Here is a 16,628-nt window from a genome sequence, read left to right as displayed (position 1 = left end):
CCGTCACCTCCCGCTCGGGGCGCCATCGGGGCGGGCCACCAAGCGAAGCCGGTGAAGCTCGGCGACGGGTGTGCCATCGGCGGCGCAGAGCTGGAGATCGCACTCAGCATGAGCGCTGTGCACCTCTCCCGCTCGGATGATGCTCGTGCCCGCACCATCCAGCATTCCCGGACGATGCAGCCGGAATTCGCCGACGCCCATGGGTAGCGCGGCGGTCCCCAGTGCCCGCTCAGCCCACAAAGTCGCCAACTGGATACCGCCGTCCACCGCCGCCGGGTCGGTGTGACGGTGCTCATCCGGCCAGCCCAGCGCACGCGCGCCGACAACCGTCCCAACTGCTCCGGCCGCGGAAACCCCGTCGACGCCGCGGAGGGCCTGGAACGCCGGACCGTGAAACAGCAGGTAGCCGTCGTAGATCGGCCTGTCGCCGAAGGCGTCCAGGCCCGCCGGGACGTCCCATCGGCGCGGTGCGTCGACCGCAGTTTCAGTTGTTTCAATTGAAACTGCGGTCTCTCGGAAGCCCAGTTGTGCTCGGTAATGCGGCAACTCCCCCGTACCATGCAGGACCAGGGATCCGCCCGGCGCACAGGTGATGCGCACGACATCGCCGTCTCCGGCGAAGTGGTCAAGGGTGATCTTGCGGAGTACGTCGAGGTCGCGAAGCGCAGCGGTTTCACACGTCCCGGACAGGTGCGCCGCGGCGGTGAACCACTCCAGCACCATCGCGACCGGCACCACCGTCGTTCCGGCAACGGAATGGTCCGCCAGATACGGATGCGACCGGTCGGTGACCACGATCTCTCCGGCTGCACTGGGCTCGGCTTTCGGGAAGGTGCCCGCGGCAACCACGACCTGCACAGGTTCGCGCGCACCCAGTACCTCATCGACGAAGGCTTTCGCCCCTGCTTCGATCGGGATCAGCTGGACTCCGGAGGCCCGCAAGCGGTCGGCCAGCGACGCATCCACCATCCCGCCGTCCCACGGGCCCCACGCAATGGTGCGGACCAGGCATCCCGGGCGTTTCGCGCGCTCTGCCGCGGCGATCTGGGTGATGACCTCGTTGGCCATGGCGTAGTCGCTCTGTCCCGCGTTGCCGTAGCAGGCTGCGACCGAGGAGAACACGCAGAGGAGATCAAGGGGGTCCTCGGCTGTCACGTCGAGCAAGGTTCGCAGGCCGTCGACCTTCGTGCCGAAGACGTAGTCGAGCTGTTCGTCGGTCTTGTCCTTGATGGTCTTGTCCGCCAGCACCCCGGCACCGTGCACGAGCCCAGTGATCGGCCCCCACTCCGCGCGCACTCCCGCCAGGGCTTTGCTCAGCGCCGCGCTGTCGCGGACATCCACGGGCAGATAGCGGGCCGGCGAACCGCAGGATTCCAGCGCGTCGAGCGTCGCCCGGATTTCGCGGCACGAAAGCACTCTGGCGGCTTCGGACCTGATCCGCTGCGGTGCAGCTGACTCACCACTGGTCCGCAGGTGCCCGGCCACCGCCTCCCGCACAGCTGCCTCGCCGGACACGCCAGAGAGGTAAGACGGCTCTTCCTCCAAGGCCGTGCGGCCGAGCAGGACGACCTTGGGTTTGCGTGCGGCGGCGAGGGCTCGCGCCGCCATCGCGGTCACGCCGCGCGCTCCGCCGCTGATGACGATCACAGAATCCGGCCCGATCACGTCGGTCCACGAGTCGCCGAACGGCGCCTCGGCGTGGTGAAGCACGGTGCGGGCGCCGTCAGCGGTCAGTCCCACGTCGGTCACCGCACCACCGGTGAGCAGCTCAAGAGCGATTGCCCGCGCCAGCTCGGCGCCGCTGCGCCCACCCCGCTCGCAGTCGATCGCTTTGACCGCCGTCCCCGGCCATTCCTTCGCGGCGGTACGCGCCAGCGCCGCGACCCCGCCGACCCACACACGTTCCGGTGCGCAGCCGGACAGCCCGAAGTCACCACCGGTGTCCTGCACCGCAACGAAAACCCTGGGTGTTTCCGAACGACCAGCGACCATCGCGCGAGCCACCCGCAATGCCTCCCGGTTGACCGCGATGGCCTGCTCTGCCGAGCCGGAGCGCAGGCCCCCGAGGAAGATGACGCCGTCGGTGTCGGCCGGTACATCTGCGGTGACGAACGCGCGCACACCGTGCTCGACGAGTTCGGCCGCGAGAGGCTCGGCCACGCCGGTTCCGTCCTCGGTGATCGCTATCGACGCGCCGATCAACCCGGGCAGCGCGAAGCCGACCGCCGGTGCCCGCCGGGTGGAAATGGCCTGTCGCGTCAACTCGGTTTGGTTGTAACTCGATGTTACTTCCTGGGGCGCGGCAGGTTCGGCTTCGACCTTCACCACGCCGCTATCCCCGGCACCTAGCAGTTCAGCCACCTCGCCGAGCGTTCCGGCGGCTCCCAGCAACGCCGGATCAACCTCTGCCAGATTCCGAACCCGCTCCCGCACCGCCGAAAGAATCTCCACCCGCTTGATTGAATCAATGCCCAGATCCGACTCCAACTCCATGCCCGCATCCAGCACGCTCAACGGATAACCCGTTTTCTCCGCCACCACCTCCAACAACAACGCCACATCAACACCGCTGGAATCCGGCTGGGCAGCCGGGTTCTCAACCGAATCCCGGTATGCGTCGTATGACGGCGTGACGGAATCAGAAGCGGGAACCTGGACACCCACGGGTTCCGGTGGAGCCGATGACACTTGGGGCAGGGCGTAGCCGGCATGGTCCCACGGGGCAACAGCGGGCTGCACGGCAGCCGCTTCGGGCACGCTAGCGGGAGACAACCCACCGGACGCTGCTTGCGGCACGCCGCCGGAAGACAACCCGCCGAGAGCCGCTTCGGACATGCGGAGGAACGCCAGGTGCGTCTCGGCCATCACGCGCTGGTAGGTGGCATGCGCTTCGCTCGCCTGCCGCTGCGTCTCCCGCAACGCGTCCAGCCAGGGGTCCGAAACGAGGTGAGAGCCACCCCGGACCAGGTTGCTCGGTGAAGGGTGCCCCTGGCCCTCACCTGGCATCCAATCGGGGGGAGGTCGATGTCCGTGGACGACAGGTCCGTCCACGGGTTCGGGAAATGGGCGGGTGCTTTCGGCTTGCTGTGGTGGGTTGGGTCGCGGGAGTTCGTGGGCACCGCCGGGCGGTGGATACGGTTTGCCGTAGTTCGCACCGAGCAGGTCCACTGTCATGCCGGGTTTCTCGTCCATTCGGGGTTCCTCGATCGGCGTGAACGGGCACCACAGTGCCTCGAAGTTCAGGGGGATGCCGCGCACGGCGAGCTGGGCCAGCCCTTCGTGCAGGGCGGTGACCCCGTCGGTGCGGGCGTGATCCAGGCTGACCGACAGGTGTTCGCGTCCGGCCAGGATGTCGTTGGTCAGCCTCGTGAGGGTCGCTCCCGCACCGACCTCGACGAACGTGCGGACACCGTTGGCGTGCATATTCTCGATCTGGTCGACGAACCGGACCGGCCGTTGAAGGTGGTCGGCGAGGCGGTCCCGGATCGCGTCCGGGTCGGGCGGGTAGCGATCGGCTTCCGCGTTCGAGTACGCGTCGATTCGCGGCGGCTGGAGTTCCACAGCCTCGAGGGACTCCCGCAGCGGTGCGCGGGCGGTGTCCATGAGCGGGCTGTGGAACGCGGCGGCTGTGTTCAGTTTCCGGGCGGCTCGGCCAGCTTCGGCAAGCCAATTCACCAGCCGATCGATTGCCTCGCTGGTGCCGGATACCACGACTTGCTTGGGGGCGTTGTGGTTGGCGACCCACAGCTGGTCGTCGAGTTCTGCAACGATCGAGCGGACGTCATCGATGGAACCCGCGACCGCGAGCATAGCTCCTTGTGCAGTGGCGGCGTCCCGCATCAGTTCTCCGCGCTTACGTGCCAGCCTGATGAGCGTCTCGGCGTCGTAACAACCAGCGACGTGCAACGCAACCAGCTCTCCGAAGCTGTGCCCCGCAACGGCATCCGGCGAGACGCCCAAGGTACGCAGAACTTCCAGCAGCGCGAGGCTTTGCACAGCGAGAGCCGGCTGTGCCCACTCCGTGCGGGTCAGCCGGCGGTCTTGCTGAGCCCGCTCGTCGTCGGTGAAGACGGGAGGCGGGAACACCACGCGGTGCAGCGCGACACCGTCGAAGCAGATTCCAGCGGCCGAGTCCCATGCACTTCTGGCGGCCGGGTGAAGCATCGCCAACTCCGCGCCCATCCCGACGTACTGGCTCCCCTGCCCGGAGAACAGGAGTCCCAGCTTGCCCGGATCGATACGGCGAGGCGCATAGTAGACACCTCGCGAGCCGGACAACGCCGTTTCCGGATTTGCTTCGATGCGGTCCGCGGCCTCTGCCAGCTTCGCGGTCAGATCGGCGTCGGTGGTCGCCACGATTGCCAGTTTGGACTGGGCGGTGTGGTCGAACGTGCCTTGCGTCTCCCGCGCGATCGTGGCCAGCGGGCGGGAGACACCTGAGCTTGCCCGGCACGCGCTCACCAGCGCCTGCGGGGAATCGGCCGAGAACAGAACCAGCTCGGACGAGGCTACCCTGGTCAACTCGGGCTCACGGCTCTCCGACCCCGGCGAGGGCCGGTACTCCTCCAAGGTGATGTGAAAATCTGTTCCGCCGAAGCCGAAGCTGGACACAGCGGCGCGCCGCGGCTGGCTGCCATCGCTGATCCACGGACGCGCCTGGGTGTTCAGGTAGAACGGGCTGTCGGCGAATCCGAGTGCCGGATTGGGGCGGTCGACCTTGATCGTCGGCGGCAATACCTTTTGGCTCAATGCGAGCGTGGCCTTGAGCAGGCCGGCAGCGCCCGCCGCGTTCTTGGTGTGGCCGATCTGCGACTTCACCGAGCCGAGCGCGCACCACTGGGCGTCGGACCGTCCGGCCTCACCGAACACCGCTCGAAGCCCGGCGAACTCGGCGGCGTCCCCGGCGGCGGTTCCAGTGCCGTGCGCCTCGACGAGCTCCACCGTTTCCGGACCGTAGCCCGCTGCGTCGTAGGCCCGGCGCAGCGCCCTGGCCTGTCCTTCGGGCACCGGCGCGTAGATGGAGCTGCCGCGCCCGTCCGAGGCGGTGCCGATGCCGCGGATGACCGCGTGAATCCGGTCGCCGTCGCGCTCGGCATCTTCGAGGCGGCGAATCGCGAACAGGACAATCCCTTCCCCGAGAACCATGCCGTCGGCTTGGTCCGAGAAGGGACGGCAATCGCCAGTTGGAGAAAGCGCGGGTGTCTTGCTGAAGCAGGTGTACATCACCGGATCGTTGAGCGTGTCCACCCCGCCCGTGATCACCAAGTCGGCTTGACCCGTGGCGAGTTCGTTTGCACCGCTGGACAACGCAGCCAACGAGCTCGCACACGCGGCGTCCGTGGTGTAGTTGCTCCCGTGCAGGTCGAACCTGTTGGCGATCCGCCCGGCCACGACGTTGCTGAGCAAGCCAGGCAGGCTCGCCTCCTGCCACGGGACGTAGTTGGCTGCGATTCGGTCGCAGATCGCCTGCGCCTGGTCTTCGTCGATGCCGCTCTCCCGCAACGCCTTCAGCCACACCGGCCGCTGGATGCGACTGCCCATGGTGGTCAGCAGTTCCAGCGACGACGTACCGAGGATTACGCTCACCCGCTCGCGATCCACACCCGACAAGCCGGTAAGACCGGAGAGCAGTTGTTCGGCTGCCACGAGTGCAAGCAGTTGACTGGTGTCGGTGGCTTCAATCACCTTGGGGGGAATGCCGTGAGCGAGCGGGTCGAAGGGCACCGGGGAGAGGAACGCGCCGCGATGCGCATAGGTCTTGTCCGGTGCCGCCGGATCCGGGTCGTAGTGGTCCTCGACCAGCCAGTGCGTGGCGGGCACGTCGGTGACCTGGTCTTCTCCCGCCACAGCAGTGCGCCAAAATCCGCCCGGATCGGAAGAACCGGGCAGCAGCGCGCTGACCCCGACTATCGCGACCGGCGGCATGGTTCTCGCTCTCGCCTCGGGCATGGCCTTGTCCTTCGGTTTCATCGGGGTCGTCGAGATCAGGACCCGTGAGTCAGTGGCTTCTCATGTCAGCCTGCGCGGCGTGAAGCGGAAAGCCGTCGCGGGCACCGGCACCCCGTAGGTGCGCAGTTGGTGGGCTCTGGTCACCACAGCCGCACCTTCCAGCAGATTGCGGGCTACCTGCACGACACCGCGGTTCGCCGGATCTGCCAGGAAACTGCCGGCCACCCAGCGGTTGAACGCCCCCGTTGCCGGCCCGCACCAGAGCTGGTAATCGGCGCGGCGCGGCGTCTCGCCATGGATCGCCCACCAGCTCGACCTGCCCAGGTACCAGCGGCACACCAGCGCCATGCGGTGTTTCGGATCGGCCTCGGCGCGAGAAAGCTCGGCAGGATCTCGTTCCAGCCAGTAGCGCCGCGTCTCCGCCCAGATGTCCGCGATCGTGGCGCCCAGCACAGTGCGTTCGATCTTCTCGGCCTCCCGGTCGGGCATTTCGTCGAACGACCGATACTGCCGGTAGATCTGGTACAGCTGGTTGGCACGCGGGCCGAACATGGTGCCTTTGCGGAGCACCTGCACCTTGGCACCGAGCTCGAACATGTCCGAGGCTGGTGCCATCATCACGTCCGCGATGTCGGCCGCTGCGAGCATTTCCTTCGCTTCCGCCGAGATCCCGGCCTCCAGGCAGGTCTGGTTCACCGACCCGGTCAGCACGTAGGCCGCGCCGGCGGCAAGGGCCGACGCGACACCGTGGGGCGTGCCGAGGCCACCCGCAGCCCCGATCCGAACGTTGCGCCCATGCCGGAAGTGGTTGCTCAACGCATCGCGCAGCTCCATGATCCGGGGCAGCAACGATGTAAGCGGCCGGTTGTCGGTATGCCCACCGCTGTCCGCTTCCACGGTGATGTCCTCGGCCACGGGGACGCGCTTGGCGAGTTCGGCTTCGTCGGCGGTGATCCGGCCATTGAGGACCAGCTCATCCAGCAGGCGCCGCGGTGCCGGCGCGAGGAACTTCTCCGCGACCTCTGGGCGGGAAATCTTCGCGAACAGCCGTGTCCCGCGGACGATCCGACCACTGCGGTCTGTTCGCAGTCCGGATGCTGCCAACTGGACCACGGTCGCAGTCAGATCCATGAACGCGGACGCCGAAACCGCGGGCACCTGCTCGCGGAGGAGCATGTCGACCAGGTGCCTCTCCCACGCCGGATTCTGTGGTGCGTGGATGAGGTTCACTCCCCAGTTCTGGCGTCCCGGCAACGCTTTCCGGAGGTTCTGCACCGTCGCCGTCACCTTGGGAACGGGGATACCGGCGGCGCCGAAGAAGCCGAGCATGTCCGCTCGTGCCATGGCGATCACCAGCTCCGCGGTTGCGATCCCGTTCGCCATTTCGCCCGCGACATAAGGAAACCGCGTGCCATGAACCTCGTTGAAGGACCGGTCACCCAGCCATTCCGGGTACAGCGGCGGCAAGGTGGCCAGCACACGCCGACCGCGCGGGTCGCCGACGATGGCACCGATTCCGTTGTCGGGCGTCGCGACGATCTGAACTTCTTCACGAATCCTTGCTACCAGGTCAGCAAGCGACTCCTGCGATCCTGGCCGCACGGCGCTGGGTGCCGTGGTCGAGGAAATCTTCATCACTTCTCCAGCAGCGTCTCGTCGAGCACTTTCCGCAAGGTCGCGGCCAACCCGCGCAGGTCAGCCCCGCCGATGATGGTGAAGTGGTTGCCGGGCACCTCATGCACGCGCAGTCGAGCCATCTGCACCGACGCCCAGCCGTTGTGGGGATCACCCACCGGTATCGCTGGTCGCCGCGCCTCGCCGAACACTGGCGGAAAAGGTTCGACAGCGCGAAGCAACGTCATCGACAGATCAGAGGGCTGAGGCCGGTAGGCGATGTTGGCTTCCAGATTCGACTGGAACACCGGCAACAGCCGATCGAGTAGTCGATCGGCTGCGACCGCGCCCATGATCCGAAGCTCCCTGCTGACCAGCTCCCGGCACTGGACCGACGTCAGTGCGGGATCCACCCTCAACGCATCCCATTGGGCTCCCGACATCGCCCGGTGCACCGCCACCAACTCCTCCAGCGCGGCACGCTCATCCCAAACCGGTGCGGTCTGCCCACCGTGCGGAAGGTAACTGTCGATCCCCACCACCTCGGCGACCTCTGCCCCATCACGCCGCAACCGGCAGCCGATCTCGTACGCGACCAGACCACCGAACGAGTAGCCACCAACGACGTAGGGACCACGCGGCTGGACCGCGTAGATGTCCTCGATGTACCGGTCGGCGAGTTCCTCGACGGTCGCGAGTGCCGGCTCGCCGCCGTCATACCCGGGGGCTTGAAGCCCGTAGAACGGGTATCCTGGCCCCAGATCGTCGGCGAGCGCCTGCAACTGATGCGCTGCTCCGACCGCGCCTCCGATGCAGAAGAAGGGCCGTGGCGGAGTCAGCGCAACAGCCAACATCGGTTTCCGCTCCACCTCACGCGTGTCGGCGTGCTCACCGTCCATCAGCGTGACGAGTTGGCGTGCCACCGTCTCCAGTGTGGGATGTTCGAGCAACAGCGTTGGCGGGACGCGGAAGCCCAGCCAGTCGGATAGCTCGGCCTGCAGACCGGTGGCCGTCAGCGAGTCGAGCCCGTAGTCATCCAGTGGGGTCTGTGGGTCGATCTCGGCCACGGGACGGCCGAGATCGGCCGCGAGCTGCCGAGTCAGCCACTCCAACAGCTCGGCTTCGGAGCGCACCTGGTATCGCGGTGCGCCGCGCCGGCCTCGCTCGCGGCTGTCGTCGGCCACTGGAGCTGCGAAGTAGCGGTGCGCGAGATCCTGGGCATAAGCCACATTGGTCTCGATCAACTCGAACCCCAGGAGACTCCCGACGTGGTAAGTCTGCCGGTCTCCTTGCATGCGCTCGAGGCGATCGAGAACACCGGCCTTGAGATCCGCGGCACGGAAGTGCGGCATGAACGGCCATCGTCTGGCGACCAGCACATCGGTAACCTGGCCACCCATCGCGGCCACATCTTCACGAAGCTGCCGGACGATGTCCGTGGTGTCCAGGCCTTGCGCCCCGTAGGAATAGCAGGTGTAGACGTCCGTGTCATCATACCGGTTGTGGTAGGCGACGCAGTGGCCAGGTTGCGGTGCCGCCCCCTTGGAGCGCACGAGATACATGCCGGCTCTGGGCAGTCCGGAAATCCGGCAAAGCACGGTGTAGTAGTCGATCGTACGAACCCTCGACGCGATATCCCGCTCATCGGCGGTGGCGTCGAGCACATCGACGACCTGGTCGAGTGGAACGGACAGGATGAGCGAATCCGCATGTACGGGACCGGAATCGGTTTGCACGACGACGCCGCTGGATTCGCGCTCTATCGATGTGATGCGCGTACCGGTGCGCACATCGGAAAGACTGTCGGCAACCCGCTGCCACAGCCTCCCGAAGCCGCCGGATACCGTGAAGGGCCCGGCATGGCCGGTGGTTTGCGGACCAAGGGAAACCAGGCCGGTCATCTCGGCATGTTTGACAAAGTACAGCGCGGGGACATCGTCGTTCGGATAGCCGTATCCCGAAGCGGTGTAACCGGATCCGAGCGAATCCGTCATACCCAGGAGATCGTTGCCGACCACCCATTCCGATATCGACTGCGACAACGACACTGCGGAGTGCGCCAGGCCGGCTGTCGCGATGCCTGGAAAGGCCTGCTCCCGCAGCTGCGTGTACCGGGAGAACTCCGATCTCCGGAAGAAAGATGCACCCGGCGATCTGCGAAACCACCGGTCGGCGTCATATTCGTAGGTCGCTGTGGCTTCCACAGTGTCGACACCGAGTTCTGCCGCTAATTCGGCAAACCGCTCGTAGCGCGGTGTGCAGATGTGGGCGCCCAGATCGTAGGCACGCCCGTCGACGTCGATCGAGACAGCCTTACCACCGACGACCGGCTCGCGCTCCAACACCACCACGGTGTGCCCGAGGCGCTCCAACTCACGCGCGATAGTCAGCCCGCTCGGGCCCGCACCGACGACGCAGACCGTTTTGGCGAGCGGCCCCTTTGACCCAGTTACTTGTTCATGGGCGCCCCTTGCCTCAACCAGCGCCGTCCGCGCGGCGTGCATCTTCCGGTATATCAGGGCACGGGCGTGGTTTACCGAGGCCGCTTCAAGCGGCGACCGGGCGAGCGCGATGCCAAGACCTTCCGGGGCGTGGGCAGGGTCGAACACCAGGGCTTTCGCCGTCTCGGTGTTGACAACGGCGTCGAACTGCACTCGCGCGATCGTGTGGTATCCCTCAGTCCACACGACCGATGGATCGAGCGCGGCCTGATTGCTGTCTGAGGAGTCGGTCACCGGATGCAGCTGGATTTGCAGCAGTGCACCGAATCCGCCGTCCGAAACCTGCTCGACGAGCTCATCCCGGAGAGCAGTCGGCGGTCGCGGATCAGCGGGATCCCTGGCGAGGAAATCCGGTGGCACGGGCGGAAAAAGGCGATGGCCAGCGACGTGCTGTCCGCAATCGGCCCTGTCTTCCGCCGGTACGAGCCGATAACGCGCCAGCCAAGGACGCCCGGTGGCGTCCACGTGCACGCGCGGCGCCTGCGAGTGGTAGTGGTACCGCATGAACGAGACCGGATCGCGGACCTGCTCCCACAGCAGTTTCCCGGCACGCGGATTCGACCGGACCATGTCCTGGCGGTCCTGATCGTTTCCCTGCAGAAAGCGCACGAAGGCCGCGGCATTGCCGGCGAAAAGTGCGCGACCGGTGTTCAGCGTCAGATTGAACTGCGGCTCCCCGGAACCAGCGGGATCCAACCACAACAGCGACGCACCACGGGTTCCGGGGGCGATGTCGTCCGACGATTCACCGTTGCTGTACCTGGCAATCAGCGGATATTGCTTGCCCGCCGCGAAGAACGGGTGCACGGAGATCCCCGCGACGTCAACGAACTCGATATGCCCGCGCACACAAGCGCCTGCACCGTGGAAGAGGCGTTTGCCGGTTGAGGTCACCACCGTCTGGAATTTCCGGAGCAGTGCGGTGAAGTCCGCGTCGACGTCGTGCAGTCGGGGATCATCCGGCCCGGTGCAGATGCGCAGCCCCGGGACCAGAAGTTCACTACTCATCGGGCGTGCTCCTCTAAACGCTGAAGGTACTGCGTGCGGCACGCGGCGCGGCGCACCTTGCCGCTGGTCGTCTTGAGCACCAGTCCTGGCGCACCCACGACCACCTCGTCGCATGCGATCCCGTGGGCTTCCCTGATCGCGCGACGAACCGTCCTGGTGATTTCCTCGTCATTGTCGGCAACAGGCGCGCCATCCACCATTTCCACGAAGATGATCAAACGCTCGCCCTGGCCCGATCCTGCCGAGGGAACCGAGAACGCGGCGACCCCGCCGGGGCGGATCAGCGGATGACACCCGCGAACAGTTTCCTCGATGTCCTGCGGATAGTAGTTATCGCCCCGGATAACGATCAGTTCCTTGAGCCGACCGGAGACGAACAACTCTCCATTGCGAAAGAACCCGAGATCACCTGTCCTCAGATACTCGCGGGGATCGTCGTCGGCGACGCGAGCACGGAATGTCTCGCGGGTCTCGTCCGGCAGGCCCCAGTACCCGAGTGCCTTGGTGGGCGAGTCGACCCAGATCTCCCCGACCTGACCGGGGTCGCACGGTTTGCCGGTGGCCGGATCGACGATGCGAACGTTGGCACCTTCCTTGGTGACCCAACCGCTGCCGTAGAAACCGGCGGCACCCTGGGTGGAGTCGGCTTCAACCGGCTCCACCCGGCCCTTCTCCAACTCGCGCTTGTCCACCCACAGCGGACCACCGCTTCCCATGCTCAAGCTCAACGTGTGCTCGGCCATGCCGTAACCGGGGTGGAACACCGCAGGGTTCAGTCCGGTCAGCATGAAAGCGTTCCAGAACCGCTCCATGGTTTCTGGGAGCACCATTTCTCCAGAAGAACCGAGAACTCGTACAGAGCTGAGGTCCCAATCTGCGCGCTGCTCCGGAGTCGTCTTCCGGATCATCAGGTCGTAGGCGAAATTCGGCGCCGACGTGTGCGTGGCGCGCACCCGGGACATGACGTCGAACCACACCGAGGGCCGCTGCAGGAAGCTGAGCGGAGACATCACGTAGGTCCGCCCGGAGTGCCCCGCGATGGTGTTCAGCAGGAAGCTGATCAGCCCGAGATCGTGGAAGTGCGGAACCCAGGTGACGGCGACCGTGTCGTCGCCCAGTGCCAAATCCGCGGCCAGGAACTGCAACTCGTGGCTGATGTTGCGATGGCTGACGATCACGCCTTTGGGGAACCCGGTCGACCCGGACGTGTACTGCAGGAAGACCGGCTCGTCCGGATCTTCCGGATTGTACCAATGCCGCGGCTCGACCACGTCCACCTCGCCGCCGCGGCGTGAATCGGTGGCCAACCACGGAATCCCGGGCATTTTGGGCGCTTCGGGCGGCAGTGGGTGTGCTCTCAACGCCGCATCGATCGCCCCCTGGTAGGCATCGTGGGTGAGCACGACACGCGCACCGGAGCTGGTGGCGATAGCCGCCAAGGCCCCGGTTTCCTGCGCGAGTTTCAGCGGGTTTGGCGGTGCGACCGGAACTGGAATCACTCCGCACGCCAGGCAGCCGAGGAACGCGCTGATGAAATGCAGCGATGGCAGGTACACCAGCAACGCCCGGTCGCCACGCCGGACGCCCTCTGCTTCCAGCAGCGACATGGCCCGCTGCGCGTCGTGAGCCAACCTACGCACCGTCATCGACTCGACGTCGCGGCCGTAGTCGTCGACGAACACGAAGAGCTCGCGGTTAATGTCACGCTCGTGGAGATCGATGAACGCCGACAGAATCGTGCCTGCACCAAGGCTCGAGGCCGGGTTCAGATCCGGCTCAACTTCCAAATGCATGGCGAGTCTCCCTGTCTACGGCCGGGCCGCGAACTCACTTGATCCGCGCCCAGCTGCTCGTGCTGGCACCGCCCTGGACGCACCACGCGGACGGTCTTGCGCCACAACTGGCCCAATCCGACCTCGACACCGAAATGCTAGGGACCTCGGCGCGGCGGACGGAAGATCACCATCCCCGACGCTGCCTGATCAGACAGCGTTTCCTGCCTACACCATCAGGCACCGTAATCTCATCGGCTTTTCGGCTATTTTGCGACCCAAGAAGCTAACGACGAGAATCTGGACACTTCGGCAGGTTGGTGAGCTCTGCCCCACCCCGCCACCCGCTAGGCCGGCCATCCAGCGGACGGGCGACCGAACGCCGACAGCACAGGCGTGCCACCTTCGAAACCCCCACGTGGCGCGAGTGCGTGATGCGTACGGAAGCCGCTACGCGATGCGGCCGTGCAACGGTAGTTCCCACTTCCGGAGATGTCTCATTAGGCATGGTTTTTTGCCCTTTGGTTCGCACCGCCGGGCGGTCTCTTGACGAGAGCGCGCCCGGAACGTTAAAGATTCGACCGGGACAGGCAACCGCGACGGTGTGAGCGGGTTGGCCCTGCGAGGAGCGCATGAACCAATACCTCAAGGCCGTGATCGTCGGCACCGGATTCGGAGGACTCGGACAGGCCATCCAACTGGAGAAGGCCGGCATCCGGAACTACCTCGTCCTGGAAAAGGCCGATGACGTGGGCGGCACGTGGCGGGACAACTCCTACCCCGGATGCGAGTGCGACGTGGAGGCGCACCTGTATTCGCTGTCCTACGAGCAGAAAGCCGACTGGCTACGTGATTTCGCCACCCGGTCCGAAATTTTCACCTACCTGAGCAACATCGCGGACAAGCACCGGCTGAGATCCAAGATCCGATTCGGAGTCGGTTTGACCGGTGCGACCTGGGAGCCGGACCAATGCAGGTGGCGGCTCAGCACCACGACAGGTGAAGAACTCTTCTGCCAGTTCCTGATCTCCGCAGTCGGCGGACTGCACATCCCACGGCTTCCCGAGCTTCCTGGGCTCGAAACCTTCAAAGGCCAAGTCTGGCATTCCTCGCAGTGGAACCACGACTTCGACTTCGCCGGAAAGCGCGTCGCTGTCATCGGCACCGGGGCATCAGGGATTCAGCTCGTGCCACCGATCGCGGCCGACGCAGCCAAGTTGTACGTCTTCCAACGCACCCCCCACTGGGTGCTGCCCAAACGCAACCGAGACGTTCCCGGCTGGCTGCGGGCGTTGTTCAAACACATTCCCGGTGCCCAGCGCATCTACCGCAACACGATCTACTGGCGCCGGGAGATGCGCGCGCTTGCGTTCAACGGGCGCTTGGAGCTGTGGGAGGGGCCCGAGTCGATCGCCAAGCAACACATCGCCCGGCACATCAAAGACTCCGCTCTGCGGGAGAAACTGACTCCCAAGTACACCATGGGCTGCAAGCGGGTACTGTTCTCCAACGACTACTACCCGGCCTTGGCGAGGGACAACGTCGAGCTCGTCACCGACAGCGTGGCCGACGTTCGGGCCGACTCGGTGGTGGACGCGTCCGGCGTCGAGCGCGAGATCGACGCGATCATCTACGCGACCGGCTTCCGCATCACGGATGCGTTGGACTACCTCCACATCATCGGCACCGACAAGCGGTTCTTAGCCGAGGAATGGGCGACTGGTGGCATGCGCGCTCACCTCGGCACCACCGTTGCTGGATTTCCGAACATGTTTTTCCTGCTCGGGCCCAACACCGCTGTCACCCATACATCCGTGACCGTGATGCTCGAAGCGCAAGCCAGGTACGTGGTGAACGCGATCAAGTTGGTCGACAATAGCGGCGCTGCGGCACTCGATGTTCGGCGCGACGTGCAGGAAGAGTTCCAGACAACGATCCAGCAGAAGCTGGTCAAGGGCGTCTGGACCCGGGGTGGCTGCACGAACTTCTACCACGATGCGGCAGGCGTCAACCGAGCCATCTGGCCGGGCTTCACGTGGCAGTTCTGGCTGGCCACCCGAAGGGTCCGGCGCAAGGACTACCGGCTGCTCCACCGCGCACCGCAGGATAGGCGCCTCGAGACCATCTAGAACACCCCGGCTCGGTGAAATCCGCCGAGCCAACCGCTGCCGGTGGATCATGCCGACGAAGCGGGGTACCGCTCTGCGATGCTCACTCCAGACGACCCCGCCTGCGCTCGCAGGCGGGGTCGGCACAAGATGATGCGGACCACCGCACTCCGCACACCCCGACTGACATTCTTCTCGCGCTGCCCGCCTGGCATCGCGATGCCCCGCCAGTCCGGGGCGACGGGGCATCCGCGATACAACCTTCCCATGATCAGCCGCCGCCTATGCCTTTCCATAGGTATTGGTCTCGATGTTCGAGCGCACGTGGATGTCTGCGGTTTTACTCCCGGTCTTCCACAGCGTTTCTCCGATACCCGACCTCGGGAACGCGGTGTTGCTGGCCGCTGAATTGACCCCGCCGCGCACCGCGCCGATCGCTCCCTGCAGCAGCACGCTCTTCCACATGTCGCCGGGCTGGCCGTTGCCCCTGGCCACCTCAATGCCGGACTTTATCGCGCCGCTGGTCATGCCGTTGATGGCATCCTTCGGGACATCGTAGAAGAGGATTTCTTGCCAGCTATTGCGCGTGCCGAATGAGTCACTCCACGCATTGTTCTTCCGCACGAACGCCAGCCGCTGGCGGAAGGTGGTCTGCTCGCGGGCGGCGATGCGGGCCGCGTCGAGCTGGTTCCAGGCGTCGACCCGGTCTCTCTTGCCGACCCAGACCACGACGGTGCCCGTAGTGCTTCAAAAAGGGTTCGCTGGTTGTGAGTTGGGGTTTCGTCGGGCCGTCAGGCTGCTTGGCGGTACTCGTTGATGAGTCCCGCCACGGCTTGTCGGCGTTCGATCCGAGCTGTCGGCAGCGGTATGACGTTCGGGTCGTCGAGGGGTGCCCGCTGGTCGCGGGCTTGGTGGGGCCGATGGGTGTTGAAGTGGCAGGCGTATTCCTGGAGGATCTTCTCCGCGTGACCTCTGTCGAAGATCAGCACTCGGTTGGTGCACTCTTCGCGGACGGAGCGTATGAATCGTTCCGCGTGCGGGTTGCAGTTGGGGCTGCGCGGCGGGATCTTCGTGACCGTGATGCCTTCGCTGGCGAAGATTGTGTCGAAGGCGGCGGTGAACTTCGCGTCGCGGTCGCGGATGAGGTGCGTAAATGTGGCGGCGCGGTCGCCGAGCTGCCACAGCAGCTGCCGGGCGTGTTGAGTGGCCCAGGCGGCGGTGGGGTGGGCGGTGACGCCGAGGATGTGAACGGTGCGGGTGCGGACCTCCATGACGAACAGGGCGTATAGCCGCTGCAGCCCGATAGTGTCGATGTGAAAGAAGTCCGTGGCGAGAAGACCGTTTGCCTGGGCTTTGAGGAACGTGGTCCATTCGTGGCGCGCTGCCTGTCGACGTTGTCTGGGACGGGCGTGTCAGATGGGTGGCTCTGTCGCTGGTTGCGTGATCAACTGTCGGCCTGGTGGCTGGTGCTGTTCGGGTCTTTGTGATCATGGTCGGCGTGTGATCACCAGTGTTTGGACTCGTTGCTGCCCCACCTGGCCGGCGTGACGGTCGAGCGGATCGAGCGGTCCGGGGCAGGCGTGCTGGTCTGGGCACGTGTCAAGGCCGACGATGGCATCTGCCCGTCCTGCGGCGGTAGGTCGCGGCGGGTTCACAGCCGCTATGACCGCGGGCTG

At 65.7% G+C, this 16,628-nt stretch carries 7 protein-coding genes; 1 reads left to right on the top strand and 6 read right to left on the bottom strand.

Going from position 1 to position 16,628, the window contains the following annotated elements; genetic code table 11:
- Window positions 1–3: 3 nt before the first annotated feature.
- From E1288_RS34230 to E1288_RS34215, 4 genes are read right to left on the bottom strand one after another with little or no spacing between them, the layout of a single operon-like run.
- Window positions 4–5,970, bottom strand: a complete 5,967-nt coding sequence (locus tag E1288_RS34230; protein ID WP_207954714.1) for a type I polyketide synthase — start codon at window positions 5,968–5,970, stop codon at window positions 4–6.
- A 39-nt stretch (window positions 5,971–6,009) separates the two neighbouring features.
- The gene (locus E1288_RS34225) at window positions 6,010–7,584 is read right to left on the bottom strand and encodes a PfaD family polyunsaturated fatty acid/polyketide biosynthesis protein (protein WP_132492698.1); all 1,575 of its coding nucleotides are present in this window, start codon (window positions 7,582–7,584) and stop codon (window positions 6,010–6,012) included.
- Complete coding sequence (locus E1288_RS34220; protein WP_132492696.1) at window positions 7,584–11,072, bottom strand: FAD-dependent oxidoreductase; 3,489 nt, start codon at window positions 11,070–11,072, stop codon at window positions 7,584–7,586. The genes E1288_RS34225 and E1288_RS34220 overlap by 1 nt, the downstream gene beginning before the upstream one ends.
- The gene (locus E1288_RS34215; RefSeq protein ID WP_132492694.1) at window positions 11,069–12,865 is read right to left on the bottom strand and encodes a fatty acyl-AMP ligase; all 1,797 of its coding nucleotides are present in this window, start codon (window positions 12,863–12,865) and stop codon (window positions 11,069–11,071) included. The genes E1288_RS34220 and E1288_RS34215 overlap by 4 nt, the downstream gene beginning before the upstream one ends.
- Window positions 12,866–13,476: 611 nt before the next feature.
- Between E1288_RS34215 and E1288_RS34210 the strand changes: the two genes are divergently transcribed.
- Complete coding sequence (locus E1288_RS34210; RefSeq protein WP_132492692.1) at window positions 13,477–14,973, top strand: flavin-containing monooxygenase; 1,497 nt, start codon at window positions 13,477–13,479, stop codon at window positions 14,971–14,973.
- A 261-nt stretch (window positions 14,974–15,234) separates the two neighbouring features.
- Here E1288_RS34210 and E1288_RS34205 read toward each other — a convergent pair whose 3' ends face one another.
- Window positions 15,235–15,681, bottom strand: coding sequence for a hypothetical protein (locus tag E1288_RS34205; protein WP_132492690.1), 447 nt, complete (start codon window positions 15,679–15,681; stop codon window positions 15,235–15,237).
- 62 nt (window positions 15,682–15,743) lie between these two features.
- On the bottom strand, window positions 15,744–16,223 hold the full coding sequence (locus E1288_RS34200; RefSeq protein ID WP_235884002.1) for a transposase: 480 nt from the start codon (window positions 16,221–16,223) through the stop codon (window positions 15,744–15,746).
- Between the last annotated feature and the right edge of the window lie 405 nt (window positions 16,224–16,628).

The sequence above is a fragment of the Saccharopolyspora elongata genome (assembly GCF_004348985.1).
GTDB classification, from domain to species: domain Bacteria; phylum Actinomycetota; class Actinomycetes; order Mycobacteriales; family Pseudonocardiaceae; genus Saccharopolyspora; species Saccharopolyspora elongata.
The sequence above is the reverse complement of the archived record's forward strand: the minus strand, read 5'-3'. Positions and strand labels throughout refer to the sequence as shown.

Bases quoted from the DNA above. Each gene is read 5' to 3' on its own strand.
- E1288_RS34225 (WP_132492698.1), bottom strand. From the start codon at position 7,584: ATGAAGATTTCCTCGACCACGGCACCCAGCGCCGTGCGGCCAGGATCG.
- E1288_RS34220 (WP_132492696.1), bottom strand. From the start codon at position 11,072: ATGAGTAGTGAACTTCTGGTCCCGGGGCTGCGCATCTGCACCGGGCCG.
- E1288_RS34215 (WP_132492694.1), bottom strand. From the start codon at position 12,865: ATGCATTTGGAAGTTGAGCCGGATCTGAACCCGGCCTCGAGCCTTGGT.
- E1288_RS34200 (WP_235884002.1), bottom strand. From the start codon at position 16,223: ATGGAGGTCCGCACCCGCACCGTTCACATCCTCGGCGTCACCGCCCAC.
- E1288_RS34230 (WP_207954714.1), bottom strand. From the start codon at position 5,970: ATGAAACCGAAGGACAAGGCCATGCCCGAGGCGAGAGCGAGAACCATG.
- E1288_RS34210 (WP_132492692.1), top strand. From the start codon at position 13,477: ATGAACCAATACCTCAAGGCCGTGATCGTCGGCACCGGATTCGGAGGA.